The sequence below is a fragment of the Lacibacter sp. genome, assembly GCF_035299325.1.
Lineage (GTDB): Bacteria > Bacteroidota > Bacteroidia > Chitinophagales > Chitinophagaceae > Lacibacter.
This window is the reverse complement of sequence record NZ_DATGWT010000017.1, coordinates 45,167-70,464: the sequence shown is the minus strand read 5'-3', so window position 1 is coordinate 70,464 and position 25,298 is coordinate 45,167. Positions and strand designations below refer to the sequence as shown.

At 40.0% G+C, this 25,298-nt stretch carries 26 protein-coding genes; 3 read left to right on the top strand and 23 right to left on the bottom strand.

All coding sequences use genetic code 11. The features are described from left to right. Positions 1 to 69 precede the first annotated feature (69 nt). The 6 genes from VK159_RS10725 to VK159_RS10700 form a co-directional block, all read right to left on the bottom strand. On the bottom strand, positions 70 to 1,956 hold the full coding sequence (locus VK159_RS10725) for a M1 family metallopeptidase (protein ID WP_324230136.1): 1,887 nt from the start codon (positions 1,954 to 1,956) through the stop codon (positions 70 to 72). Positions 1,957 to 2,058: 102 nt separating this feature from the next. Then, positions 2,059 to 2,508 carry a PepSY-like domain-containing protein gene (locus VK159_RS10720; RefSeq protein ID WP_324230135.1) on the bottom strand — a complete coding sequence of 150 codons (450 nt, stop codon included), beginning with the start codon at positions 2,506 to 2,508 and terminating at the stop codon, positions 2,059 to 2,061. A gap of 93 nt (positions 2,509 to 2,601) precedes the next feature. Next, positions 2,602 to 3,267, bottom strand: coding sequence for a 16S rRNA (cytidine(1402)-2'-O)-methyltransferase (gene rsmI / locus VK159_RS10715; RefSeq protein ID WP_324230134.1), 666 nt, complete (start codon positions 3,265 to 3,267; stop codon positions 2,602 to 2,604). Positions 3,268 to 3,391: 124 nt separating this feature from the next. Beyond that, a complete protein-coding gene (gene purS, locus VK159_RS10710) occupies positions 3,392 to 3,637 on the bottom strand; it encodes a phosphoribosylformylglycinamidine synthase subunit PurS (RefSeq protein ID WP_182801900.1) in 246 nt (81 codons plus the stop codon). 15 nt (positions 3,638 to 3,652) lie between these two features. Next, a complete protein-coding gene (locus VK159_RS10705) occupies positions 3,653 to 4,414 on the bottom strand; it encodes a CDP-alcohol phosphatidyltransferase family protein (RefSeq protein ID WP_324230133.1) in 762 nt (253 codons plus the stop codon). A 75-nt stretch (positions 4,415 to 4,489) separates the two neighbouring features. After that, positions 4,490 to 5,779 (bottom strand): Xaa-Pro aminopeptidase, encoded by a 1,290-nt coding sequence (locus VK159_RS10700; RefSeq protein ID WP_324230132.1) that lies wholly within the window; start codon positions 5,777 to 5,779, stop codon positions 4,490 to 4,492. Positions 5,780 to 6,068: 289 nt separating this feature from the next. Between VK159_RS10700 and pckA the strand changes: the two genes are divergently transcribed. Together pckA and VK159_RS10690 are read left to right on the top strand one after the other, a co-directional pair. Further along, the gene (pckA, locus tag VK159_RS10695) at positions 6,069 to 7,673 is read left to right on the top strand and encodes a phosphoenolpyruvate carboxykinase (ATP) (protein WP_324230131.1); all 1,605 of its coding nucleotides are present in this window, start codon (positions 6,069 to 6,071) and stop codon (positions 7,671 to 7,673) included. Positions 7,674 to 8,079: 406 nt separating this feature from the next. After that, a complete protein-coding gene (locus tag VK159_RS10690; protein WP_324230130.1) occupies positions 8,080 to 8,373 on the top strand; it encodes a hypothetical protein in 294 nt (97 codons plus the stop codon). A 55-nt stretch (positions 8,374 to 8,428) separates the two neighbouring features. Here the strand turns inward: VK159_RS10690 and VK159_RS10685 are convergent, their stop codons facing one another. From VK159_RS10685 to VK159_RS10660, 6 genes are all read right to left on the bottom strand, one after another. Further along, positions 8,429 to 9,451 (bottom strand): acyl-CoA thioester hydrolase/BAAT C-terminal domain-containing protein, encoded by a 1,023-nt coding sequence (locus VK159_RS10685; protein ID WP_324230129.1) that lies wholly within the window; start codon positions 9,449 to 9,451, stop codon positions 8,429 to 8,431. A gap of 62 nt (positions 9,452 to 9,513) precedes the next feature. Beyond that, positions 9,514 to 10,149, bottom strand: coding sequence for a deoxynucleoside kinase (locus VK159_RS10680; RefSeq protein ID WP_182801904.1), 636 nt, complete (start codon positions 10,147 to 10,149; stop codon positions 9,514 to 9,516). A 93-nt stretch (positions 10,150 to 10,242) separates the two neighbouring features. After that, positions 10,243 to 11,247, bottom strand: coding sequence for a tryptophan--tRNA ligase (gene trpS, locus VK159_RS10675; RefSeq protein ID WP_324230128.1), 1,005 nt, complete (start codon positions 11,245 to 11,247; stop codon positions 10,243 to 10,245). A 115-nt stretch (positions 11,248 to 11,362) separates the two neighbouring features. Then, positions 11,363 to 12,697 (bottom strand): OmpA family protein, encoded by a 1,335-nt coding sequence (locus VK159_RS10670; protein WP_324230127.1) that lies wholly within the window; start codon positions 12,695 to 12,697, stop codon positions 11,363 to 11,365. A 91-nt stretch (positions 12,698 to 12,788) separates the two neighbouring features. Beyond that, entirely contained in the window at positions 12,789 to 13,205 is a 417-nt protein-coding gene (locus VK159_RS10665; protein WP_324230126.1) for a septal ring lytic transglycosylase RlpA family protein, read from the bottom strand. A 6-nt stretch (positions 13,206 to 13,211) separates the two neighbouring features. Beyond that, a complete protein-coding gene (locus VK159_RS10660; RefSeq protein ID WP_324230125.1) occupies positions 13,212 to 14,909 on the bottom strand; it encodes a L,D-transpeptidase family protein in 1,698 nt (565 codons plus the stop codon). A gap of 102 nt (positions 14,910 to 15,011) precedes the next feature. Here VK159_RS10660 and VK159_RS10655 point away from each other — a divergent pair, with 102 nt between their 5' ends. After that, positions 15,012 to 15,701, top strand: a complete 690-nt coding sequence (locus tag VK159_RS10655) for a M15 family metallopeptidase (RefSeq protein WP_324230124.1) — start codon at positions 15,012 to 15,014, stop codon at positions 15,699 to 15,701. Here VK159_RS10655 and VK159_RS10650 read toward each other — a convergent pair. The 11 genes from VK159_RS10650 to VK159_RS10600 all read right to left on the bottom strand — a co-directional run bounded on the left by VK159_RS10650 (position 15,694) and on the right by VK159_RS10600 (position 25,177). Further along, positions 15,694 to 15,996, bottom strand: coding sequence for a DUF952 domain-containing protein (locus tag VK159_RS10650; RefSeq protein WP_324230123.1), 303 nt, complete (start codon positions 15,994 to 15,996; stop codon positions 15,694 to 15,696). The two genes, VK159_RS10655 and VK159_RS10650, sit on opposite strands and share 8 nt — an antisense overlap. Before the next feature lie 2 nt (positions 15,997 to 15,998). Beyond that, positions 15,999 to 16,442, bottom strand: a complete 444-nt coding sequence (locus tag VK159_RS10645) for a VOC family protein (RefSeq protein WP_324230122.1) — start codon at positions 16,440 to 16,442, stop codon at positions 15,999 to 16,001. Positions 16,443 to 16,451: 9 nt separating this feature from the next. Beyond that, the gene (locus VK159_RS10640) at positions 16,452 to 17,447 is read right to left on the bottom strand and encodes a chorismate synthase (protein WP_324230121.1); all 996 of its coding nucleotides are present in this window, start codon (positions 17,445 to 17,447) and stop codon (positions 16,452 to 16,454) included. Positions 17,448 to 17,462: 15 nt separating this feature from the next. Further along, positions 17,463 to 18,734, bottom strand: a complete 1,272-nt coding sequence (aroA, locus tag VK159_RS10635) for a 3-phosphoshikimate 1-carboxyvinyltransferase (protein ID WP_324230120.1) — start codon at positions 18,732 to 18,734, stop codon at positions 17,463 to 17,465. Between the two features lies 1 nt (position 18,735). Next, the gene (gene aroB / locus VK159_RS10630) at positions 18,736 to 19,755 is read right to left on the bottom strand and encodes a 3-dehydroquinate synthase (protein ID WP_324230119.1); all 1,020 of its coding nucleotides are present in this window, start codon (positions 19,753 to 19,755) and stop codon (positions 18,736 to 18,738) included. Between the two features lie 131 nt (positions 19,756 to 19,886). After that, positions 19,887 to 20,975: a chorismate mutase gene (locus VK159_RS10625; RefSeq protein WP_324230118.1), complete on the bottom strand. Its 1,089-nt coding sequence runs from the start codon at positions 20,973 to 20,975 to the stop codon at positions 19,887 to 19,889. Positions 20,976 to 21,189: 214 nt separating this feature from the next. Further along, positions 21,190 to 21,654 carry a GNAT family N-acetyltransferase gene (locus VK159_RS10620; protein ID WP_324230117.1) on the bottom strand — a complete coding sequence of 155 codons (465 nt, stop codon included), beginning with the start codon at positions 21,652 to 21,654 and terminating at the stop codon, positions 21,190 to 21,192. After that, positions 21,651 to 22,499, bottom strand: coding sequence for a prephenate dehydrogenase (locus VK159_RS10615; protein WP_324230116.1), 849 nt, complete (start codon positions 22,497 to 22,499; stop codon positions 21,651 to 21,653). Before VK159_RS10615 ends, VK159_RS10620 begins: the two co-directional genes overlap by 4 nt. 19 nt (positions 22,500 to 22,518) lie before the next feature. Then, positions 22,519 to 23,670, bottom strand: a complete 1,152-nt coding sequence (locus tag VK159_RS10610) for a pyridoxal phosphate-dependent aminotransferase (RefSeq protein WP_324230115.1) — start codon at positions 23,668 to 23,670, stop codon at positions 22,519 to 22,521. Between the two features lie 70 nt (positions 23,671 to 23,740). Beyond that, the gene (locus VK159_RS10605) at positions 23,741 to 24,568 is read right to left on the bottom strand and encodes a prephenate dehydratase (RefSeq protein ID WP_324230114.1); all 828 of its coding nucleotides are present in this window, start codon (positions 24,566 to 24,568) and stop codon (positions 23,741 to 23,743) included. Between the two features lie 420 nt (positions 24,569 to 24,988). Beyond that, positions 24,989 to 25,177 carry a hypothetical protein gene (locus VK159_RS10600; protein ID WP_324230113.1) on the bottom strand — a complete coding sequence of 63 codons (189 nt, stop codon included), beginning with the start codon at positions 25,175 to 25,177 and terminating at the stop codon, positions 24,989 to 24,991. Positions 25,178 to 25,298 lie beyond the last annotated feature (121 nt).

Genomic DNA, 25,298 nt, shown 5'->3' with positions numbered 1-25,298 from the left:
CTTATCAACCTGTTTCTATTTAAGTACACTTAAATACCTATATACTTATTTTACCTGTACTAACACGCATCACCATTTCAATTCCAGTTTATTATTCTTCCTGTCAACATCAGCCATACGGTATGATGGGTCAATTTCTGCAACTGTTAAATCTCTGAGTGGTTTATCAAATTCAATTACATAAGTTGGATGTGTCCATTTCCATGCAGGATAAACTGTTCTTGCAATATTATTCTCAGCAGGTTTTTCCCCAAACATGAGATAACCGGGAACGTAATGTAATTGTTGTGTGCCGTCTTTAAATGTCAGTACAAGATCAATGGGCATAGGCATTTCATTCACACGCTTCAATCGGATTTTTGATTTTCCGCCTTCTTCCCACAAACTATCAATACCATAATCGATCGTCTTTGTACTGTTCACCCAATATTCTTTGTACCAATCCAATTGCAGGCCACTCACTTTTTCAGCAACACGCATAAAATCATTGACGTTCGGATGTTTAAACCTCCATTGTTTGTAATACTCCAGCAATATTTTATCTCTTACCGTATCACCTGCGATATAACCTAACTGTGAAAGAAACACAGCACCTTTTGAATAAGAAGCAATACTGTATGCAAAGTTGGTATTGAAATGATCAGCATGTGTAGTCATGGGCTCTTCCAAACGGCTTTTCACCAGGCTAAAGTAACTGCTGTAATTATCCGCATGATACTTTGGCAATTTATCATCTTCATGCGTTGTGCCGCTACGCTTTGCCATCTCTGTGAAATAATAATTTGCAACAAGATCAGTTGCATAATCAGTAAAACCTTCATCCATCCATGCATATAAACTTTCATTGGTACCCATCAACATCTGGTACCAGGTGTGCATCCATTCATGAAATACCGTTCCAAGCCCCGGACCGTTCAGCAATGTTGCCATTGGATATTCCATACCACCATCACCACCTTGAATAAATGAATATTGTTTGTAAGGATATGCGCCGAAGTTTTTTGCAATGAACGGATAAACAATCTCAGCAGCATCAGCCACCTTCATCCATGCTTCATCATTCTTAGGATTGTTTGGTTGATAATTATAAAACACATGAAGCGTTGGACCATTCTTCACCTGCCGAACAATATGTTTGTATTCAGCATCAGCTGCCCAAACAAAATCGTGCACATTAGGTGCAGTAAACTTCCACGTAAGTTTATCACCTGCAGGACGAACCACTTTTACACCTGCAGCTTCATACCCATAACCTATTTGGTTTGCATTGGTTAAATAACCCGTGCCGCCAATAATAAATTTTTTATCGATGGTAATGTTTACATCAAAATCGCCCCATACGCCATAGAACTCTCGGGCAACATATGGGTTAGGATGCCAGCCATCAGCATCATATTCACATAATTTCGGATACCATTGCGACATTGAAAATTTTACACCATTTCCTGCATCTCGTCCGCTGCGACGAACCTGTAAAGGAACCTGCGCATCCCATTCCATTTCAAGCATTACTTTTTGCTTTGGTAAAATAGGTTTGCTGAGCTTTACTTCAAGAATGGTTTCATGTTCGGTGATTGTTTGTGCAACACCATTCAACTTCAACGATTTTACTTTCTGGTAACCGATCTCATTCTCTTTCAAGTTGAGTATACGGTCTCTTACCCGTCCATCCCAATCGGGCCGGCCGCCAACTTTTGTTTTGCCTAATTCCCTGCTGCGGGCATCCATCATACTGTTTGGCTGAAACGCATTCCAGTAAACATGGTAAAACAGTTTATCTAATGTATCAGGAGAGTTGTTTGTGTATTCGAGTTTCTGTTTACCGCTGTAACGATTAGTGGTTACGTCCATATCAATATCCATCACATATTTCACCCGTTGCTGCCAACGATTGGGCTGGGCATACAGTTCAAATGAGGTACAGACAATAGCTACGATCAAAACAATATTCTTCATGCTCAATAATTTGAGCTGTAAATATCTTTAAAAATCCTGTTCAGAAAACCTTAAATGATGAGCGGAATAATTCTGCAATCAAAAGCCTGAAATGAGCTGTCCTTAAAGGCTGAGCAGCTCTTCATACAATCTTCCTTTTGCATCAAACACCAGTTTCTTTTTATTGAGCACAGACTTTTGTACGATGATGTAGTACTCGTTTGCTTCGATCCTTGGCTTTGTAACGGTGAGTACATCCTTCAAAGTCCAGTCTTTATACTTACTGTTTTTAAATCCTTGTTGCACAACCTCCGGTAGTGTTTCCAGTTTCACCTGCTCCTCTGTGCTTACCCAATCGCCCTTAGGAGTGTAACTGGCTTTCAGTTTACGCTCACCCAAAGTAAAACGTACAACATGATTATCTAATCCACCACTCCACTTCAGATCTTTTGCATCAGGATATTGCTTATCAAAACTCTGCTTCACGATATCAGGTACAGAAAATATTTGTTGTGCACTGGTGGTAGCATGCGAGAAAATCAAGAAGATCAAAAAAGAAAAAAGAATTTTCATATGTGTTCGTTTGTATACTGCAAAACTATACAGCTTTCGTGCCTTAAAATGTTAACGGCACGTTGAATATAAACTGAATGAGGTTGAGGAGAATTATTCTTTACCTGCCACTACAATTACTATTTCACCTTTGATGGCTTTGGCAGCAAAATGGTCGTGTACTTCTTTCAATGTGCCTCGTTTGTTTTCTTCAAACTTTTTGGTGAGCTCACGGCTTACGCAACACAGGCGATCTTCGCCAAAATACTGCATAAAATCATTGAGCGTTTTCAACAAACGGAAAGGCGATTCATAAAAGATCATGGTTCTTTCTTCTTCTGCCAACTGCTTGAGTGCAGTCATCCTTCCTTTTTTCTGAGGAAGAAATCCTTCGAAGGTAAAACGTGTAGTTGGTAATCCGCTGTTCACTAAAGCCGGAACAAATGCAGTAGCGCCAGGCAATGTTTCAACTGTAATATCATTCTTTACACATTCACGAACGAGGAGAAATGCAGGATCGCTGATACCGGGAGTACCTGCATCAGTGAGCAAAGCCATCTTCTTTCCTTCTTTCAATTGGTCTACCAGGTGCTGTACAATTTTATGTTCGTTGTGCTGGTGGTAGGGTGAGATGGGCTTTTGAATATTGTAGTGATTCAGTAAAACGCCACTGGTGCGGGTATCTTCAGCCAAAATAAGGTCAGCTTCCTGCAGCACTTCCAAGGCACGGAGTGTAATATCTTTCAGATTACCGATTGGAGTGGGAACAAGAATCAACATAATTTGAAAATTTGAGAATGAATGAATTTGAAAACGAAAACAGAAACTGATTCAATTTTCAAATTTTCAAATGCCGACGCTACTGATCGGCATCGGGGCATTAATCGTCCCGATCTTCAAATTATCAATTAACTGAGATTTCGTACTGCTCCATCACCGGGTTGGCGAGGAGTTTTTTTGCAGCTTCTTCAGCAATTGCTTTTGCATCGTCGGCAGTAGCTGCATCGATCTGCATGCTGATATTTTTTCCAATACGTACATCAGCCACACCTTGTAAACCTAAATTACTTAATCCACCCATTACAGCTTTACCTTGGGGATCTAATAAATCTTTGAGTGGCATTACTTTCACCTGAACTGTGTACGTCATTGTCGTATAATTAAATTATGAGATTTGTTTACGAAGCAGCAAAGATAAAGCAACGTAGGTTAAATAAATAAGCGGAATAGCCGCCCATTGAAAAACGACTGCCAAAATAATCGAGATAACCGCCAGTATGATCTTGGGTTGATTTCCCTTAAAGCTGTAATCTTTAAACTTGAGACTCATAATGGGCAGATCGCTAACCATGAGATAGCTGATAAAAACCGTGATGCCGTACAATACCCAGCGATTCAATACAAGCGGTGCCAGATCCCAGTTATTGTACCAAACGACCAATGGTAAGGCTGCCACCATAAAACCGGTGATGGGTGTAGGTACTCCACGAAAAGAAATGGATTGGCGTTCATCAATGTTGAACTTGGCCAATCGCCATGCTGCTCCACAGGCAATGAGTATGGCGGGTAACAACAGCCAAATTGATGTATCGAAAGCTGTTTCTTCTTTGAGATAACTCATGCGCAACAGTTGATACATGATCATTGATGGAGCTACGCCAAACGTAACACAATCGCTCAATGAATCGAGCTGCTTACCCATTTCGGATGATGCCTTCATTAACCGGGCAAGAAAGCCGTCGAGAAAATCAACGATACCTGCTGCAAAAATGAAGAAAGAAGCATACGCCATTTTCTCCGGGAGATTGATAACGAGATTTTCTCCGTTGACTGTTGTAATTGATTCGCCGGGTTGCAGGATCAGAATAATTGCAATGCAACCGAATACAAGATTCAACAGTGTAAAAAGATTTGGGATTTGTTTCATGTAATAGTTCATGGTTCATAGCGCATAGTTAATGGATCGCAGCTATGAACTATGAACCATCAACTATGAACAGTATTATTTCTTCATTAATGCTTCGATCTCTTCAACCGTGATGGGAATATTCTTCATGAGATCTTTATTTCCATTACGGGTGATCCAAAAATTATTTTCAATACGCACACCCATTTGTTCTTCTTCAATATAAATACCAGGCTCAATGGTAAATACCATCCCTGCTTTTACAGGTTCTGTTTTTGTACCAAGATCATGCACATCAATTCCGAGATGATGTGAAATACCATGATAGAGATATTTGCGGTAAGCCCTGTTCTCTGCATCTTCATTCTTCACATCAGTCTTTTTCAACAAGCCAATTTTTAAAAACTGTTGTGTTGCTTCCTCTCCCACCTTATTCGTATAATCAACAATGGTAATGCCCGGTTTAAGAATGCTCTTGCAATAGTTGTGAATGTTAAGACATGCATTATAAACTGTTTTTTGCCTGCGTGTAAACTTACCATTCACCGGAACAGTGCGGGTAAGATCGGCGCAATAACCACCATACTCTGCACCAAAATCCATCAGGATCAATTCACCATCTTTACATTCGCCGTTATTGCTTACATAATGTAATGTTCTTGCATTATCTCCACTGGCAATAATACTTCCGTAAGCAGGACCAGTTGATCCCTGCGATAAAAATGAGTGATAAATCTCGGCTTCAATTTCATTTTCCATCACGCCAGGTTTAATAAAGCCTAGTAAGCGGCGGAAAGTAATATCTGTAATATCCATTGCCTTCTGCATCAGTTCTATCTCTTCGGCTGTTTTAATAGCACGCAGATCTCTCATTATTTTTGCAGCACGTTGGAAATTATGCAGCGGATACTTTGCTTTCATTTCATCAATGAAACGATAATCACGGCTACGAATAGGCGAAGCTTTACGATCGTTCTCGTTGCTGCTTAAATAAATGTTATCAGCAAGGTGTACCCATGCCTGTAACAATCCTTCAATACTATCTAACCAAACAATTGTTTGAATACCTGAAATTCCTCTTGCCTCATTTGCACGCAAACGTTTACCATCCCACTTTTCTTTTAACTCGTTTGGACGAACAAGCACCAGCACTTCCCTGAACTTCGGATCCGGATTATCGGGAAAGAGAATCACCATGCTGTCTTCCTGCATAATACCGGTAAGCCAGAAGAGATCACTGTTTTGTTTATAGGCATGTAATGCATCTCCATTCATAGGCCACTCATCGTTGCTGACAAAAACAGCAATTGAGTTTGGCTGCATGGCTTTGATAAAACGTTCACGGTTTTTTGTAAACAGTTCAGGTTTAATGGGCTGAAATTTCATGTGACAATTATTAGGTGCGCAAAATAAGCTATCGTGGGGGGCTTCCCAATTCTATGGTCAATTAATCCACAAAAAGTGAAAAACTAACGACTGTTTGAAAAATATTTATAAATCGTTCACCTGCCATTCGATATTCTTCAATATTATTCACTTTAACTGTCCAGTTTTAAATAATATCAATCAAATAGTCATTTTTAGTAGATATTGTACAGTCGGGAACGATTGCGGAATTTTTCTGGCATCGGCCAACCCTGTATTTTTGGCGGGCTATATAAACGAACTATTGATTATGTCTATACCAAGTGTATTCTTTCCTGAGCAGAAACTATTGAAGCTCGGTTTAAAGCTATCGAGTAATATCCATTATCAACTAAGCCCTGAAGAATTAGCCGAACAAACGATCAACCGTGGACAAGGCAGGTACAACGATACTGGTGCCCTTTGTATCAACACCGGCAAATTTACCGGTCGCTCCCCAAAAGATAAGTTCATTGTCCTTGACGATATCACGAAAGACACGGTGCATTGGAACGATTTTAACCAGGCCATTGATGAAAAATATTTCCACATTCTTTATAAAAAGATGATGGACTACCTGGGTAAAAAAGATGAACTATGGGTAAGAGATTCGTACGCCTGTGCTGATAACAATTATCGTCTCAACATTCGTGTAGTGAACGAAAACCCATGGAGTAATTTGTTTGCGTATAATCTTTTTCTTCGCCCCAATGATGAAGAGCTTGACAGCTTTGAACCTGACTGGCATATTATACAAGCGCCTAATTTCTCAGCCAACCCCGAAACCGATGGTGTGCGCAACTGCAATTTTTCTATTGTAAGCTTTACACACAAAATGATCCTGATTGGTGGCAGCGGCTACACAGGTGAAATGAAGAAAGGAATTTTTACCGTGCTTAATTATTTATTGCCACAACAAAAGAATGTGTTGAGCATGCATTGCAGCGCCAATGTGGGAAAGGATGCTGATGTAGCTGTGTTCTTTGGATTAAGCGGTACTGGCAAAACAACCTTGAGTGCCGACCCAGCACGTAAATTAATTGGTGATGATGAGCATGGATGGAATCATGGTTCGGTTTTTAATTTTGAAGGCGGTTGTTATGCAAAATGTATTGATCTTACTGAAGAAAAAGAGCCTGAGATCTTTCATGCCATTCGCCCGGGTGCATTGGTAGAAAATGTACAGTTTTTCGAAGGTTCAAATAAAATTGATTTCAGCAGTAAAGCCATTACTGAAAATACAAGAGTGAGTTATCCCTTGCATTTTATCAGCAATGCATTGGATCCGGCTGTTGGTGGTTTGCCTAAAAATATTTTCTTTCTTACCTGCGATGCAACAGGTGTGCTCCCTCCAATTTCTAAACTTACGCAAGGCCAGGCGATGTACCAGTTCATTAGTGGTTATACGGCAAAAGTTGCAGGCACAGAAGCTGGTGTTACAGAACCTAAATCAACCTTCAGTGCGTGTTTTGGAGCTCCCTTCCTTCCCTTACATCCGGCAAAATATGCAGAGATGTTAGGAAAAAAGATGAATGAAAACAAAGTGAATGTTTGGCTGGTGAATACCGGTTGGACAGGTGGAAGTTATGGCGTTGGTAACCGTATTAAACTTTCTTACACAAGAGCATTGATCAGTGCAGCCTTAAATGGCGAGTTGAATAATGTTGAATATGAGAACATGCCGGTGTTCAATCTTGCTATTCCAACTGCTTGCACAGCAGTTCCATCAGAACTTTTAAATCCCCGAAATACCTGGACAGATAAAGCAGCGTATGATGCAAAAGCGAAGTCTTTAGCTGAACAGTTTATAACTAATTTCAAAAAATATGCTTCCGGCAGTGGCGAAGAAATTCTAGCCGCAGCGCCGCAAGTGTAAGTGGTCGTAATCGATTGTTTGCTAAGAACAGAAAACCCCGCTATTCATGGCGGGGTTTATTAATGCAATTAAATAAAAGAGCATTATAGAAATGGGCTTAAAATTACACCTGATTTAATTGGTAAGTTACAGTTGTCTTTTTGCTTCATCCTATTCCCCGTTCAATATCTTCTTTATGGCTAAAGCAGTATCGCAGCTGAACAGGCTCTCACTAACGGTTTGAGCGCTTTTAATACGGTGTAAGGTAGCTTAATAGTGGCTCTACCTTGCTTGTATCCTCCCCTTTTTTCGAAACCTAACAGCAATTCATGTGTGCTAAAGCAGCATAAATGGTCAAAAGTGGCAAAAAGCGGCAAGAACGGCGGGTTGATTTTCATCCTGCGCCCAGATATTTTAAATTGCAGATATGGCAAAGCAAATTGGATTATTGAAAATTACGGGGACGATTGACGGTATTTGTTTTTACCGCATGGACGGAGTGTATTATGCAAGGGAGAAGAGTTCACTTTCCGGTGAGCGGGTAAAACATGATCCTGCGTTTGCGGGGACGATGCGTTGTGCAAAACGGATGGGGTGTGCTTCGAAAATTGCTTCTGTTCTTTACCGGCAGACTGTGCCGGAGCATGAGCGAAGCAGGGAGAAGTTCAGGGAGGTGGTGAGTATGGTTAAGCGTGGGTTGGACACAGATGGATTGGATTGAGAAACTCCGCTAAGTTGTACGATAGCGTTAATTTCTATTATAAGTTTCTATTGGTCTATTTTAACCAGTTAAAAAAATCTTCGGTCAATTTATGCCACATATCCTCCCGTAAAATTTCGTTCCCGGCTTTATCAAATTTTACTTTAGAAAAATTATGATCACAATCAAGATATGGTTTCAACGTCAGATTCCTTTTGCCAAGACGTGCAAAATCCAAAGGAAGTAAATCACAGTAATCCGATGTAATGTCGCTTGTACCATAACCAACAAACAAGGGCACTGAAATTTTCAAAAGATAAGGCAATAAGGGCTTCGAAAAAGTAGTCCATGTTTTATAAGTATCTTCATTAATAGACGAAACATCATTAGGCCTAGCAACCATTTCGTTCCAAAGCTTGTATAAACTGTCAATATTCTTTTGAGCCTGCTCTGAAGTAATTTTGCCCAGCAAAGCATCTCTACGCTGCTGGCGAATATTTTGATCAAATCTTCCCAGTGGATTACCTGCCAGATAAATTACATGAGTTATGTTTTTATTAATAGCTCCTAATTTCGAAACTACTTTGCTACCCTGTGACACTCCAGCAATTACAACTTTTGATTTATCAACCCATTTTTGTTTAACTAAGTAATTAATAACGTCATTAGCTGAGTTTACATAATAATCAAGGTAATTATCTGTCCAGTACTTTTGTGGAACCTGTTTTGTCATAGGATCAATGTAGAAATAGTTTTTATCTGCAGTTGTAGAAAAAACAGGAATACCTGGCTTTGAAATAACAATAAAATTGTACTCGTTTAAATACTTTTTATAGTCAAACGGAATTGCCTGTTGCCATGTATGTAAGGAATCTTCTTTATAAAATAAAGAGTAAGGCAACGAACCCTGACAAAATAAAAATATTGGCTTCGTTTTATTAAATGAAGTATCGCTAACAATGAAATTTATTGAATCGACCTTACCTCTGATTTTGAATACACTAAATCCAAAATCTGAAGGGCTGTTTTTTGAGCTTGGTTGTGAAAAACAAACGAAACAAAGCAACAATAGATTAGCTAATAAGACTTGATGTTTCATTTAAAATGGTTAGAATAATTTATCGTTCCATTCAATCTACAAAGATTACTCACGCTCCTAAATCAGAACAATCCGTACAACTGCGAATCGATCTTATTAATGATCTCGCCAAAATGCTCTTCATTTTCGGCAAACTTATTCGCATCAACATCAATCACTAAAAGACTTCCTTCTTTGTATTGATCGATCCACTTGTTATAATATTCATTTAATTTCTTGAGATAATCAAGTCGGATGTTTTCTTCATATTCTCTTCCTCTTTTCTGGATCTGCGCCACCAATGTTGGTACCGATGCTTTTAAATAGATCAACAGATCGGGAGGAGAGACCATTGTTTTTAATGTAGAGAAAAAGGAAAAGTAATTCTCAAAATCACGTTTGCCCATCAAACCCATATCATGAAGATTGGGTGCAAATATGTGTGCATCTTCAAAAATGGTACGGTCCTGTATCACCGTTTCTGTACCACGTTGAATTTCCAATACCTGGTTGAGGCGATTATTCAAAAAGTAGATCTGCAGGTTAAAACTCCAGCGTGGCATGTCCTCGTAAAAATCGTTGAGATAGGGATTATGATCCACATCTTCAAACTGGGGAATCCATTTGTAATGCTTTGCCAGCATTTCAGTAAGGGTTGTTTTTCCAGCGCCGATATTACCGGCAATAGCCACATGTTTTGGTTTTTTACTTTTCGCCATAAATCAGATAAATTCCAATGTACACCATCCAAAATAGAAGGACGTTCAAAGTAAAACTTCTTTTTGGATTTTGGGTTTTGGACCTTGTGTTTTTTAAAAATAATTAAGCCCCATTGCTTCCCTGGTTAACTCAATGGTTTTGCGGGCACTGATCCTTGCTTTTTCTGCTCCTTTTAACATCACATCTTTCAGGTATGCATCATCGTGTTCAATAGCTTTTGCTTTTTCACGAATGGGAGCAACAAATTTTGCAATGTCTTCGCCCAATTGCTTTTTCATGTCACCATAACGGATCACACAACTATTGAAATCATCCTCAAACTTCTGAATGGTATCAGGTGTACTTACCAAACGCATCAACTGGAAAATATTTTCAATATAATCAGGCTTTGTTGAGTTTGGTTCGGTTGGACCAGCATCTGTTTTTGCCTTCATTACTTTTTTACGGATCACCTCGTCGTCATCTGCCAGGTAAATTGTTGCATTCTGGTTTTCACTTTTGCTCATCTTTCCTGTTCCATCGAGGCTGGGTACTTTTATCAACTCCCCACCGAAATTAAATGCTGATGGCTCAGGGAATACATCTCCATAACGGTGGTTGAAACGGTTGGCAAAGTTGCGGGCCATTTCAAGATGCTGCTCCTGGTCTTTACCAACGGGAACATAACTGGCACGAAACAGCAGAATATCTGCTGCCATTAACACAGGGTAAGTAAGTAAACCTGCATTCACATTATCCGGATGCGCTCTTACTTTATCTTTAAACGTTGTAGTTTTTTCCAACTCACCCTTATAAGCCATCATATTCAAATAGAGATACAACTCCGCTGTTTCATACACATGGCTCTGGCAATAGAACGCCACTTTTTCAGGATCTAATCCGCAGGCGATGTTCTCTGCAAACACACGTCTTACATTTGCTTTCAACTCTTTTGTATCAGGATGGGTGGTAAGTGAATGCCAATCGGCCACCATAAAAAAACATTCGTACTCGTCCTGCATTTTCACATAATTCTTCATGGCACCGAAATAATTTCCCAAGTGCAGATAACCGGTGGGACGAAGACCGCTCATGACTATTTCTTTCTGTTTGCTCATATCATTTGATCTTTCTTACACAAATAAGTGGGCGAAGATAAAACTTGTTTCCTGTGGTTAGCACAAAAAAATCCCCCCGTAAAACGGAGGGATTTCAAGAGAAAATGTGTTTAGCTTAATAACTTCTCAACTTCAATTCCACCCTGCGGTTTTTCGCTTTACCGGCAGCTGTTTTATTATCTGCAATTGGTTTATCGATTCCGTAACCGGCAGAAGTCAAACGGCTCTTGTCAATACCTTGCGCAACCAGATAAGCCTTTACAGCAGCAGCACGGTTTTCAGATAATATCTGATTTTTGGCTGCATCACCTGAAGCATCTGTATGACCTTCCACATCCAGCTGAAGCGTAGGATTGTCTTTCAGAATTTGTGCAACCTCGTTCAAAGGAGCATATGATTTCTTTTGTAATTGATAGCTTCCTGTATTGAAGAAGATATTGCGTGCTGCAAATTCAACTTTTGTTTTAATTTCTTCTTTTACTTCCGGGCAACCAGCGTTTGAAGCAACACCGGCTACAGCAGGGCATTTATCTTCTTCATCATTTACACCATCTTTATCAGTATCAGGTATAGGGCAGCCATTATAACGTGCCACACCTGCCTGTTGAGGGCATTTATCTTCTTCATCATTAATACCATCTTTATCACTGTCCGGGATTGGACAACCGCCGTAACGGGCCAAACCTGCTACATCAGCACATTTATCATCCTTATCAGCAACACCATCTTTATCCTTATCGGGGCAACCACGTAATGCCGCTACTCCAGCTTCATCAGGACAAACATCATCCACATCCAATACACCATCACCATCTTTATCTTTCGGAGGTTCCGGAGTTGGTGGAGGCGGAGGAGGTGGAGCTACCCTTTCCTTAAGTGGTACGCTTACTCCAAAAGAATGCACCAATCCATAATTAGCCCTTGAAGTTACCGGAACACGGTAACCAGTATTAAGATGAACAAAAACCTGGTTGAATAAATTCACCTGTAGCCCTGCACCAAGTGGAATTTGTGCCATCCAGTTTCCCCTTTCAACTGAAGCGCCTATGCCGGCTTGTAAATAAGGGACTACCCAATAATTATCAGGAAGTAGTTTTATGTTCAGATTTGCGTCTATTTCACCATAAAACTTATCGCTCGTAGCAACATCCAACGTGTTACGGGAAGGATAGGTTAAAAATGTACCCGCAAGTCTTGCCATAACGTCAACATTATTTGTAATCCCCTGCATATAATGCAACGTAAGTCCTGGCTTCAAACGATCCTTTTTCCCCAAGGACTTTTCCCTGAGAACAGTAGAGAGCCCTTTGTTTTTTATATCAATTCCAGACTGAAAATCGAACATTGAAAATTGAAATCCAAATGAAGGAAGCTTTTTAAGATCCTTGTTCTGAGCGCCTGCAGTAAAGAAAACACAAAAAGCGATCAGTAATAAGAGCACTTGTTTCATAATATGAATTGTTTTGGAATGAGCAAAAATAACGGTAGGTAGCATAACCTTAAAATTAATTACCCACATTCTTAAGGATTTAATATGGAATTCAGTTTGAAGGTGGCTTTTTACCCAACACTTCAACTTTTACCCGGGTCAGTCCGCTTTTAATATAGCCCAACTTCGTAGCAGCTGTTCTTGACAAATCGATGATACGCTTATTCTTATGATGAAGCCTGTCGTTTATTTTTACAACAACCGAGCGTTTGTTTCGGAGATTGGTTACCCGAACATAAGTGCCTAAAGGAAGCGTATTGTGCGCAGCGGTTAGTTTCTGGTTATTGAATATTTCGCCATTTGCTGTTTTACGGCCATTAAACTTATTGGAGTAGAAACTGGCCATTCCATATTGGATCTTAGGTTTACCACCTGATTTTTTCTCCTGTTTTGTACCATCTTGCTGCGCTGCAATGTCGGGCATCGACACAGAAAAGACCAAAACAAATAGAAGGCAGAATTTCGTCATCAATCGTTATTTAGTTGAGAAATATGCTTCACGTGCCACTTTATCTTCGTTGTAAATATCTTCAAAGAAAATAAGTTTCCCCTCTTTCCCGGCTGCGGTAAAGTAACGGAAATAAACGGGGAGTTTGGTTTTTACCCTAACCACATGTTTCTCTTTTCGCTCAAGCCAAACTTTAATCGAATCGCTTTCTACACGGGAGGGATCAAATTCGTAATTGATACTGTCGAGTGCCGAAATATAATAAGTAAGCTTTTCCCACTCCTGCACACGCACACAACCATGACTTAATGCACGCTTTGCATTTTTAAAGAGGTAGCGTTGATTCGTATCGTGCAGGTAAACAGAATATTTATTGGGGAAATTGAATTTGAGAATACCCAACGCATTATCATCGCCACTACCCTGCACTACTTTATATGGAATCCCTTTTTTATACTTAGCCCAATCTACCGAGTATGGGTCTACCTCCTCTCCTTCCCATGTAAAAAGTGAATATCCTTTTTTTGCAAGGTAGCCGGGATCACGCCGCATTGCAGGTACAATCTCTTTCATGATGATACTGTTTGGAATTGTCCATTGCGGATAAGTAACCATGTCGCTGATACGGCTTGTTAACAAAGGTGTTCTTGTATTTGGTTTACCCACTACCACTTTGCTTTCAAGACGAAGCGTATCATTATCCCACAGTTCAAGTTTATAAGCCGGGAGATTGACCCATATATAACGTTCGGGCATTTTTGGAGGCAATACTTTATACCGGTCGAGATTAATAGCAATGCGATAAAATTTTTCTGCATCAGTATTATTCAGATAACGCACTACCTGCGCACCAAACTTACCATCAACTGTCAACTCCTTTTTCTTTTGCAGTTTTATAAGCGCTTCTTTTAATTGTGTTGAATCAACCTGTTCTAATTGCCAGCTAAGCATTCCTTCTTCCTGTAAACGTCTTATCAACGATTTTACAAACGCCAATGAATCTTTATATGGATAGGAAACATAAGTATATTTTTTTTCGAAATCAGCGCTATCAATAAATTGCTTTGTAGCTTTTTTCAATTCGATGTAACCTTCATGTGATGGCTCTAATGCATGAAATACTTCCGATACAGGTTTGCCATTTATTACTGCATTAAGATTTGAGTGATAAAATTTATCCGTCAGCACAGAATCAGGATTCATGAACGTGCTGTCAACTTTCAAACGACCCACATGCAAATGAGCTGCAATATTGAAAAATGCATCAGTCAGCAATACATCAGCCTTCGACCAAAGCGCAGCATCACGTCTGTCACCAACAGCAGCAGTATCTGCAGCAAAACGTGCAGCAATATTTTTTAATACCGGATAATGATATTCGTTGGGAAATAATCCATACAATTTTGCCTGTTGAATAAACAGCAACATTGAATCAGCAAAAGAAAGAAATTGTTCATCACTACTCCATGCAGCTTTATAACCTGATTGTTTATAAAAGGCATCAACAGCAGTGAAACGGGAAACCCTGGTACTGTCATCAGCTTTTCCATCCGCTTCAATACGGGAAAGTAATTCATTGATATTGGTTTTCACCCGTTCGTTCATTTGTTCGGGTTCATCAACAATATCTTTTACCTCTTTGGCTTCTCCATCGCCACAGGCGTTCATGGTTAATAGAAAAAGAGATAACAGGAATAAAGAAGAGACTGTAAACTGATTTCTCATGTAATGACTACATTTATCTTTCCATCACCAAAAAATTCAGTAATGGATGTTTTTCAGATAGTCAAAATAGTGAAACGGTTGCACATAGCAATAACCGCTGTCTTGTTTTTTTCCCTTTTGGTTTTACCCTCATTTGCACAACAGCTGAAAACCAGCAGCTATGGCGTTCGGTATATTGCTTCTGAAAAAAGTTACCGCCAAACATTAACATTGGACAGCAATAAAAAAATGGTTGAATTGAAACAGCTCATGCCCGCACTTATTTATGAATTTCACTACGCAACCAGTGACAATTTTGTAAAACGACCCCTTTATTCCGTGAATACTGATTTCACCTTTTTAAGATCACCTGCTGCAAATGCCGTACAAAAAGTACAAACGGAGTTGAATGAAAAAGGATTTGGGTTGAAGATTTTTGATGCTTACCGCCCCTACTCTGTTACTATAAAATTCTGGGAACTGATCAAAGATGAACGTTATGTTGCCAATCCATCAAAAGGAAGCGGACATAACCGTGGCTTGGCTGTTGACTTAACCATTGTTGATTTGAAAACAGGTGTTGAGTTAGATATGGGAACTGACTTTGATAATTTTACAGATACAGCACATCACTCCTTTACACAACTAAGCCCAGCTGTTTTACAAAACAGGAAACTGTTGAAAGAGGTAATGCTGAAACATGGTTTCAACTCATTGGAAACAGAATGGTGGCATTATTACTGGCCGAATGACAGGAATTATGAAGTGCTCGATCTTGATTTCAAAAAGCTGAAGAAATTTTCTTTTAATTAATTAGCACAACATCTACAACCGCATCCACATTGATCGTTCCATACACATGCGGAAATGTATCTTCAGTTGAAGGGCTCCATTCAAATACAAAACGACTGGTAAGCTTATCGGTATCAATCACAAGCTTTACCAAATCTGTTTTGCCGATGAAATAACGTTCGAGCACACCTGCAACCTGATTTTCCTGTGAGCAATGAATAAATCCTTCTTCTTTGAGAGAAGGTGTTTCATAATAGCCGTTTTCTTTTGCTGCATTCCATTCAGCAGCTGTTGTAACATGATAAATAATGGGCATCGTTAACGTTTTACTTCGTTCAGTTCAATTAAATAACCATCGGGGTCGGCAAGATAGATTTGCACAGCGCCATCAAAGCGAACCTGCTTGTGAAAGCTCATTTTGTGTTGCGATAAATATTTTTCAGCAGCAGTAATTGAGGTAACAAATAATGCAAAGTGACCACCATTGCGATCGTTCTTTACTTCAAAATTTCTTCCTGCCAGCAAATGTATTTGTTGATCGGTTCCCAATTTAAACCAGGAACGAATAGCTTTGAGTGAATCGGGTACAGCAACAGGTTCCAAACCCATGACTTCTTTATAAAATTTAGTACTTGCTGCAATATCTTTTACGTGTAAGGCAACATGATTGTGTTTCACCACTTCGATCTTTGCATCGGTTTGTGCAAAAGAAATCGTTGTGATGAGAAAGGCAAAAAAGGCAATCGTGATTCGTTGAAGCATACGGTAAAGTTAAGAGACGATTCGTTTGATCCGTTGTTCCTGCAACATCAAATCAGCTAATACAATGGCAGTTGCCGCTTCTACAATAACAGGAGCCCGCAAAGCGACACACAGATCATGACGGCCTTTGATAGAAAACTTTTCCATCTGTTCTGTATCCCAGTTTAAACTGGTTTGTTCTTTTGGAGTTGAAGATGTTGGTTTGATAGCAATACGGAACACCAGTTCATTTCCATTAGTAATCCCGCCTACCACGCCACCTGCATGATTGGTAACTGTTTTACCAGCCATAGTTTCGATGGCGTCGTTATGCTCACTGCCGAACATTTTTGCAGCAGCAAACCCGGTTCCGAATTCTACACCACGTACAGCAGGAATAGTAAACATCATTTGTGCAAGCAATGATTCTACTGAATCAAAATACGGTTCACCTAAACCAACAGGTAAACCTGTTACTCTACATTCAACCAAACCACCCACAGAATCTTTTGCATCAATTGCATTTTGCAATCCTTTTTCTAAATCTTTTTCTCCACCAATTTCTATAACATCGGCATGAATGCCGACACCAGTCATGAGTTTTTTTGCAATTGCACCCGCCGCCACTAAGCCTGTTGTGAGTCGTGCACTGAAATGCCCGCCACCACGATAATCTTCATGACCACCAAATTTTTGGTGCGCCACCCAATCGGCATGACCCGGACGTGGAATGCTGCGTTGCTTATTATAATCTTCGCTGCGTGTATTATTATTTTCAAAGAAGATGGCAATTGGGAAACCCGTTGTCTTATCATTGAACAAACCGCTTTTAAAAAACGGATAATCCGCTTCCTGACGTGGAGTAGTTCCTTTTTGTTTACCGCCTTTTCTGCGTTCGAGATCGGGTAAGAGATCATCAACCGTTAATGCAAGACCTGCCGGACAACCATCTACTACAATGCCTACGCTTTCGCCATGCGATTCGCCAAAGATGGATACACGAAATAATTTACCGAATGAGTTCAAAGTTGAATGGTTTGATTATAAAGATACGTTTGCACCCAATACTTTCAAGTGCTCATAAAAATCAGGGTACGATTTATTGATAGCCTCGGCTTCTTCGATCGTCACTTCGCCTTCTGCTTTCAACGCAGCAACAGCACAAGCCATGGCAATACGATGATCATGGCGTGAATGTACAGTAGCGCCTTTTAATCCGCCACCACCATGAATGATCATCAGATCATCCTGTAATTCTATTGTTACACCCAGCTTCGCAAATTCTTCCTGCAAGGTGATTGCACGGTTACTTTCTTTATGTGTTAAACGTGTTGTTCCTTCAATCACTGATTTACCATTGCAAAAAGCTGCCAATGCAACCAATGGCGGAAACAGATCGGGACATTCAGTTGCATTAAAATGGAAAGGCTTCAAAGGAGCCGGACCAATTTCAATCTGTTCGGGTTGAATGGAGATAATACAACCGCAATCCATCAACGCCTGCAGCACAGCTTTATCGGCCTGTGTTGAAAATACATCTAATCCTTTCACCACAATATTTCCTGCAACTGCACCTGCAACGAGTAAGAATGCAGCACCACTCCAATCGCCTTCTACAGTGTAGTGATGAGTGATGAGTGATGAGTGATGAGTATCAGCGGCGAAATAAAACTCTTCGTAATTCCTGTTCTCCGGCACTTTCAAACCAAACTGTTTCATTACATCAAGTGTAAGATCAATGTATGGTTTGCTTTTGAGATTGGTTACTGTAATCGATACATTACTGGCATCACTTGCTGCATAAGCCAGCAACAATCCGGTTAAGAACTGTGAACTGAGTGAACCATCAATGGTAATATTTTTCGGAACGATTGGTCCTTGTATATTCAACGGCAATTTTCCTTGATTACTTTTTACATGCACACCAAGTTGCGGCAAGATCTCATCAAAGAAATCCATTGGCCTTGTAGTTAAACTGCCGGTGCCGTTTACTGCAAGTTCATGATTGCTCAATGCAACCAAAGGAGTAAACATGCGGATGCTCAAACCACTTTCACCGCAATTGATCTCACTGCTCACCGGTTGCACACCATTGCTTTCAATGATCAGTTCGTTCCCGTTGTTTGTAACAGTACCGCCTAAACGTTGGGTAATATCCATCGCCGCTTTATCATCGTTACTGTGGCCAGGATTTTTAATGATGCTCTTTCCTTTCGCCACCAATGCAGCAGCACATGCACGTTGCATCGAACTTTTTGATGCGTTCGATTGAATGGTTCCGGTGAGTGTAGATGGTTGTATTGTTACCTTCACGTTATAAACTTTCGATAATGGTTTTCAATTGTGTCAACGGAATATTCTTCACCACTCCCTTGCCGATTTTATTCAGCAATACATAACTCATCTCCGCTTTCACTTTCTTTTTATCTTTTTGCAGGATTTCAAATGCCTTCTTTTTATCAAACTCAGCATAAGTGGGTAACCCATACTTACTTAATAAGCTCACCACTTTCTGTGTTTGTTTAAATCCTGTGAGTTGTTCAGAAATATGACAGGCATAGGTCATACCAATTGAGATAGCTTGTCCATGTGATAACTCATACATGTTTTCAATTGCATGACCCAACGTATGTCCGTAGTTCAACAACTTGCGATCGCCACTTTCAAATTCATCAGCCTGCACCACTTTTGTTTTGATGAGTGCGTTGCGCTTAATGAGTGCAGCCATCAGGATTTTCTTTTTCTGATAGTCAGCCAGTGTATGTGCTTCCAGTTCTTTGAACATCGCTGCATCTTTAATACATGCATGTTTAATGATCTCAGCAAAACCATTCTCCCATTCGCTTTGCGGCAAGGAAGAAAGCAACGACATATCATGCAATAAAAAAGAAGGCTGACGGATTACTCCCACCATATTTTTAAACACACCCACATCAATTCCATTTTTCCCACCAATGCTTGCATCAACCAAAGCCAATACTGTTGTTGGTACAAAACCGAATTTGATACCACGCATGTACACCGATGCGACATAACCTGTAAGATCAGTGATGACGCCACCACCAATACCAACTAAAGTTGATTTACGATCTGCACCTAATTCGATCAGCTGTTCAACAATGGTATCAACAGTCGGTTGAATTTTAAATTCCTCGCCTGCCTTCAATACAATTGTATTCCAGTTTTTCAGCTTATTGCCATGTGCTTTGAAAATGTTTTCATCAGTAATAATGACTGCATGTGTTTTATCAACGATCTTACCTAACTGTGAAAGCTGTCCTTCAAAGTAGTAATCAACAGAAGCAGTTGAGAATTTGTATGTACGTTTTACCATGAATAAAGTTTTACCGCAAAGACACAGAGACACAAAGAAAAGATGAATAGAATTACAAATCGTACAAGTGTGCGACGCAACTACAGCAACATCGCATTACTGCAGCCCACTCACAACTCAGCATTCACAACTCACGAATCAAGCACCTTCTTCTGATGGTTAATGCTTTCCATATGTACCGCATCAAAATACTTCGTGATGAAATCTTTGCTCAACCCTTTACGCTCACCTTCTTTAAATGCACGTTCCAGGATTTCGTTCCAGCGATTTGTTTGCAAGATGGTGATGTTGTTATCTTTTTTATACTGACCAATGTTCTCAGCAATTTTCATACGCTGACCAAGGATCTGCATCAACTCATCATCAAGCTGGTTAATTTGCTGACGTAATTTTTCCAATGCCTGGTGAAACTCTGCTGATGCTACATCTTCTTTACGCCAGATGATACTGCTCAACATTTCTGCCAAACGCTCAGGAGTAACCTGTTGTTTCGCATCGCTCCAAGCATTGTCCGGATCAATATGACTTTCGATCATCAAACCATCAAAGTCGAGATCGATTGCTTTTTGTGCTGTCTCTTGTAAAATATCTCTGCGACCGCAAATATGTGAAGGATCATTAATGATGATCTGATCAGGATTACGACGCTTCATTTCAATTGCCAAATGCCACATCGGTGCATTGCGATATTCTGTATTACCGTAAGAAGAAAATCCACGGTGAATTAAACCAATTTGTTTGATGCCTGCACGAGCCACACGTTCAACAGCGCCACTCCACAATTCAAGATCAGGATTGATCGGGTTCTTGATCAACACCGGAATATCAACACCACGTAACGCATCAGCAACTTCCTGTACGCTGAAAGGGTTTACGGTAGTACGTGCACCGATCCACAATACATCCACTTCAAAGTTCAATGCATCTTCCACCTGTTTGCCCGTTGCAACTTCAACAGTTGTTGGTAAGCCTGTTAATGCTTTTGCTTTTTGCAGCCATGGTAACCCTTTTGCGCCAATCCCTTCAAACATGCCGGGTTTGGTACGAGGTTTCCAGATACCTGCACGCAACATATTTATTTTTCCTGTTGCTGCCAGGCGCTGTGCGGTTGATACTAATTGATCTTCGGTTTCGGCACTGCATGGTCCGCCAATGATCAGTGGCTTTTTACTCCATGCTTCCTGCACTTTTTCTTTCATGTTTGCTTCTGTTGTTTGCATTGTTATTGGTTGTAAAGTTAAGTTTTATGTTGCGAACACTTGTTCTGCTATGTTTCTTTTGTTGCGTCGCACTCTTGTGCGTTCTTAATTCTATTCTTCTGACCCACTCCTATCTATCATCACTTATGTTTTGCACTCTGCTACCCCTCCAAGGAGGGGATGAACACTCTTATTACTCATCACTCATTATTCATCACTCATTATTCATCACTTATTATTCATCACTCATCTTCTGCATCTGTTGAATCTCTTTAAATCGTGGTTCAGACATTTCAAACTTTATCTCACCTTTTCCATACACTCCTGTTTCGATCCACCCTTGTTTACGATAAAATGTTTCGGCTCTTGTACCGGGACTTGTACTCAACCAAACTGTTTCACATGTCTGTTCGAAATACCAGTTCATCATCAGATCATGTAATTGCTTGCCGATTCCTTTTGCTTCACTGTTGGGATCAACAAACAAAGCCCAGATATTTTGATCCACTAAATCAGCAATAGAAAATCCAACCACCACATCATCAATTACACAAACCCAACCTTTACCTCTTCTTGTAATATAGTCTTCCACATCCGCATCAGGCACCAACGCCGGATTACTCAACATGTTTTCTTTTACAGCGTTGCGTACAACCTGTATTTGCTGAATATCCTGTATCGTTGCTTCACGAAAAATCATTTGATAATGCGTCTTATTTTGTTCGCATGTTCAATTAAATTCTGCAAATCTGTTCCTTTATCATCCCTGATGCTGTCTCTGAATTTTGTTAACTGTTGAATATGTTCATTCAATACATCCAGTACATTTACTTTATTCTGTAAAAAGATGGGCACCCACATGGCTGGATTACTTTTTGCCAAACGTACCGTACTTTCAAAACCTGCACTCGCCATTTCGAAAATGGCGTTGTCTTCTTTCTCTTTTTCCAACACCGTATTCGCTAATGCAAAAGATGTAATGTGTGAAATATGACTTACATACGCCGCATGCAGATCATGTGCTTTTGCTTCCATGCTCAACAAGTGCATCCCTATTTTCTTGTACATGTATTTTGTCCACTCCAATGCATCCAGATCACTTTCACCTTCGTTGCAAATAATCACCGCTTTATTTTCATACGCACCACGTACAGCTGCAGCCGGACCGCTGTACTCCGTACCCCACATCGGATGCGTTGCAACATAACGTCCACGCTTGGGGTGATTTGCTACAGCTTCTGTCAATTGCGATTTGGTAGAACCCAAATCAACAACAATCTGCTGTTCAACTTTATCAAGAATAGAAGGTAACAAGCCAACCATTTTATCAACCGGGAAAGCAAGGATCACTACGTTGCTTTGTGCAATGGCTTCGTCTAATGGCAATATTTCATCCACCAATTCCAGTTCCAAAGCTTTTGCTTCGTGCTCTTTATTAGCATCAGCACCAATCAATCTTGATGAGATCTTTTTCTCATGCAGTTGAATGGCCAGTGACCCACCAATTAAACCCACACCAATGATTGCAATTCGTTTACGTTCCATACTTTTTGCTTTTGACCTTTTACTTTTGACTTATACGTGCAATTGCTTCTTCAAATCTTGTTACCGGCGCACACAAACTAACTCTTATATAACCATCACCTGCATTACCAAAAATGCCACCCGGAGTAATAAATACATTGCTGTTGTACAATACTTCATCACTCAACTCATAACCGGTTTTGTATTTCACCGGGATCTTCGCCCATACAAACATACCTGCCTGATCTTTCGAATACACACAGTTCAACAGATCAAGTAATTCAAATACTTTTTCTCTGCGTTCACGGTAAATTGCGTTTACGCCGTCGTACCAGTCTTTACCAAGATTCAATGCTGTTGCAGCTGCCAGTTGCAATGGCAAAAACATACCACTGTCCATATTACTTTTGAAACGAAGCACTTCATCAATACGTTCTTTTGCTCCACTCAACATCCCTACTCTCCAGCCCGCCATATTCTGACTTTTGCTGAGTGAGTTTAATTCCAACACACAATCTTTTGCGCCATCAATACTTAATAAACTCATCGGATGCTCATTCAAAATAAAACTGTACGGATTATCATGAATGATGAGGATGCCTGTTTTCTTTCCGAATGCAACCAGTTGTTCAAATAATTTCCTGTCGGGCAGCTGTCCGGTTGGCATCTGCGGATAATTCACAAACATCAATTTCACTTTTGAAAGATCGCCTGCTTCCAATGCTGCAAAATCAGGTGCATAGTTGTTGTCTTCTTTCAAATCGTAGTTAACAGATACGCCACCTGCCAGCTTCACTGCACTTCTGTAAGTTGGGTAACCGGGATTCGGCACCAATACTTCATCGCCTTCATTTAAATAGGTCATGCAGATATGCATAATGCCTTCCTTACTGCCAATGAGCGGAAGAATTTCTGTATCGGCATTCAATTCAACATTATACCATTTCTTATACCAATCACTCATGGCCTTACGCAACACAATTGAACCCTTGTACGATTGATAGGCATGTACATTCGGTTTTGCACTTTCTTCCTGTAATACTTTTATTACATCGGGGTGTGGTGGCAAATCGGGGCTACCTATACCAAGATTGATGATCTGTTTACCTTGTTTGTTCAGTTCATCGATCTCACGCAACTTCTGCGAGAAATAATATTCACCAATACCATCCAATCGTTTTGCTGTTTGCATGCCACTAATTTTTCGAATTACACGAATTGCACTAATTGAATTCATTCGTGTAATTCGTGTAATGTTTTATTTAATTCGTACTCTTCCCGTTTTTATATACACCATATATCTTCAACTCAACTGTTGAAGGTTTGATTGCTTCAATCACTTTATGAAACTGTTCGATTGTTTCAAACTCCATATCTGCATGAAAACTGTATTTAAAATCTGTTCCCGGAATAGGAAAACTTTGCAGCTTACTTAAATTAATACCGCCATCTGCAATTTGTCCCAGCACTCTTGCCAAACTTCCTTTCGAATGATCGGTTACAAAATTCACCGATGCTTTATTGGCATGTTCAATTGAACCGTTTTGCTCACGTTGTAAAATGAGGAACCTTGTATAGTTCTTCTTCATGGTTTGAATACCAGGAGCAATCACATTCAGTCCATATAGATCAGCAGCCAGTTTACTTGCAATAGCTGCAATATGTTTACTCTTGTGCTGGTAAATATGTTTTGCACTCAAAGCGGTGTCTTCCGATTCAACCAGTTTCCATTTGTACTTATCTAAAAAATCGTAACACTGCTGCAAAGCCATGGTGTGCGAATGCACTTCTTTAATGTCCTCGAGCTTTACTCCCTGGTTAACGATCAGGTTTTGTTTGATGTGGAGGTACACTTCACCAACGATCGTGAGATTACTTTTCTGTAATAAATTATAGTTGGGCAAAATGCTGCCGGCAATAGAATTCTCAATTGCCATTACTGCACCGTCGCTTTCTTTTTTGTTGGCACCGATCTTTACCACTTCCCTGAACGTTGCACAGGGAATCACTTCCACCTCCTTTCCAAAGAATTGTCTTGCCGCTTCCTGGTGAAAACTGCCTTCGTAACCTTGTATTGTAACTTTTGCCATAGTGCGTAAAATGAAGAATCCCGACCTTTTGGCCGGGATTCTTTATGTTGATTCGTTTAGTTCGTTTAGTTCACTTTCAACAACAGGAGTCCCGGCTTCATTCTAAAATAAAAGAAGCTAAAATAAAAGAAACGGTATCCTTTGTTGATTGTCATCAAGTCAAAAATAAACCAGAGCAAGCATAAAACAAGTGTTAGTCGTAAAAAAAATCTATGCAACCGTTTGGAGCAGGTTCAGGAACTACGTGTTTTTAATTAATGGTTGAAGTAAAAACGGTTGATTCAAGACACGAAAAAAGCCATTCCAGGAATGGAACGGCCGTTAACGATTGCTTGCCATATGAAAATTTTTGACCTCGGGCTTAATCACTACCCGGCAAGCTGGGATCTTCCTTCTTCACAAGAGCCCGTGTAGCTGAAATTACTTCTTAGTTGTATCAGCAGCAGGAGCAGCTGTAGTATCAACTGGAGCAGCAGTTGTATCAACTGGAGCTGGAGCTGTAGTATCAGCAGGAGCTACTGTTGTAGTATCAGTTGCTTCTGTTTTTTCACCTTCATTGTTACAAGCTACAAAACCGAGGATAGCGAACGCTAATAAAACCTTTTTCATTCTTTCTAAATTTTAAAGTTTAAGATAATTATCAGGGATTAATACAGGAAGCGGGAAAAGGTAACCCGGTTTTTTTAAAAAATATTTTTAGCCGTTCTTTGGGTTACAATTTGCCCTTTTG

What these genes read in the sequence shown, in the direction of transcription:
- trpS (WP_324230128.1), bottom strand. Translation starts at nt 11,247, where the DNA reads ATGAGCAAACAGAAAGAAATAGTCATGAGCGGTCTTCGTCCCACCGGT.
- VK159_RS10690 (WP_324230130.1), top strand. Translation starts at nt 8,080, where the DNA reads ATGGCAAAGCAAATTGGATTATTGAAAATTACGGGGACGATTGACGGT.
- VK159_RS10650 (WP_324230123.1), bottom strand. Translation starts at nt 15,996, where the DNA reads ATGCCCATTATTTATCATGTTACAACAGCTGCTGAATGGAATGCAGCA.
- VK159_RS10615 (WP_324230116.1), bottom strand. Translation starts at nt 22,499, where the DNA reads ATGGAACGTAAACGAATTGCAATCATTGGTGTGGGTTTAATTGGTGGG.
- VK159_RS10720 (WP_324230135.1), bottom strand. Translation starts at nt 2,508, where the DNA reads ATGAAAATTCTTTTTTCTTTTTTGATCTTCTTGATTTTCTCGCATGCT.
- VK159_RS10685 (WP_324230129.1), bottom strand. Translation starts at nt 9,451, where the DNA reads ATGAAACATCAAGTCTTATTAGCTAATCTATTGTTGCTTTGTTTCGTT.
- VK159_RS10620 (WP_324230117.1), bottom strand. Translation starts at nt 21,654, where the DNA reads ATGATTTTTCGTGAAGCAACGATACAGGATATTCAGCAAATACAGGTT.
- VK159_RS10660 (WP_324230125.1), bottom strand. Translation starts at nt 14,909, where the DNA reads ATGAGAAATCAGTTTACAGTCTCTTCTTTATTCCTGTTATCTCTTTTT.
- VK159_RS10610 (WP_324230115.1), bottom strand. Translation starts at nt 23,670, where the DNA reads ATGCAAACAGCAAAACGATTGGATGGTATTGGTGAATATTATTTCTCG.
- VK159_RS10665 (WP_324230126.1), bottom strand. Translation starts at nt 13,205, where the DNA reads ATGACGAAATTCTGCCTTCTATTTGTTTTGGTCTTTTCTGTGTCGATG.
- VK159_RS10600 (WP_324230113.1), bottom strand. Translation starts at nt 25,177, where the DNA reads ATGAAAAAGGTTTTATTAGCGTTCGCTATCCTCGGTTTTGTAGCTTGT.
- VK159_RS10605 (WP_324230114.1), bottom strand. Translation starts at nt 24,568, where the DNA reads ATGGCAAAAGTTACAATACAAGGTTACGAAGGCAGTTTTCACCAGGAA.
- VK159_RS10670 (WP_324230127.1), bottom strand. Translation starts at nt 12,697, where the DNA reads ATGAAACAAGTGCTCTTATTACTGATCGCTTTTTGTGTTTTCTTTACT.
- VK159_RS10700 (WP_324230132.1), bottom strand. Translation starts at nt 5,779, where the DNA reads ATGAAATTTCAGCCCATTAAACCTGAACTGTTTACAAAAAACCGTGAA.
- pckA (WP_324230131.1), top strand. Translation starts at nt 6,069, where the DNA reads ATGTCTATACCAAGTGTATTCTTTCCTGAGCAGAAACTATTGAAGCTC.
- rsmI (WP_324230134.1), bottom strand. Translation starts at nt 3,267, where the DNA reads ATGTTGATTCTTGTTCCCACTCCAATCGGTAATCTGAAAGATATTACA.
- VK159_RS10705 (WP_324230133.1), bottom strand. Translation starts at nt 4,414, where the DNA reads ATGAAACAAATCCCAAATCTTTTTACACTGTTGAATCTTGTATTCGGT.
- aroB (WP_324230119.1), bottom strand. Translation starts at nt 19,755, where the DNA reads ATGGTAAAACGTACATACAAATTCTCAACTGCTTCTGTTGATTACTAC.
- VK159_RS10645 (WP_324230122.1), bottom strand. Translation starts at nt 16,442, where the DNA reads ATGCTTCAACGAATCACGATTGCCTTTTTTGCCTTTCTCATCACAACG.
- VK159_RS10725 (WP_324230136.1), bottom strand. Translation starts at nt 1,956, where the DNA reads ATGAAGAATATTGTTTTGATCGTAGCTATTGTCTGTACCTCATTTGAA.
- VK159_RS10680 (WP_182801904.1), bottom strand. Translation starts at nt 10,149, where the DNA reads ATGGCGAAAAGTAAAAAACCAAAACATGTGGCTATTGCCGGTAATATC.
- VK159_RS10625 (WP_324230118.1), bottom strand. Translation starts at nt 20,975, where the DNA reads ATGCAAACAACAGAAGCAAACATGAAAGAAAAAGTGCAGGAAGCATGG.
- purS (WP_182801900.1), bottom strand. Translation starts at nt 3,637, where the DNA reads ATGACGTACACAGTTCAGGTGAAAGTAATGCCACTCAAAGATTTATTA.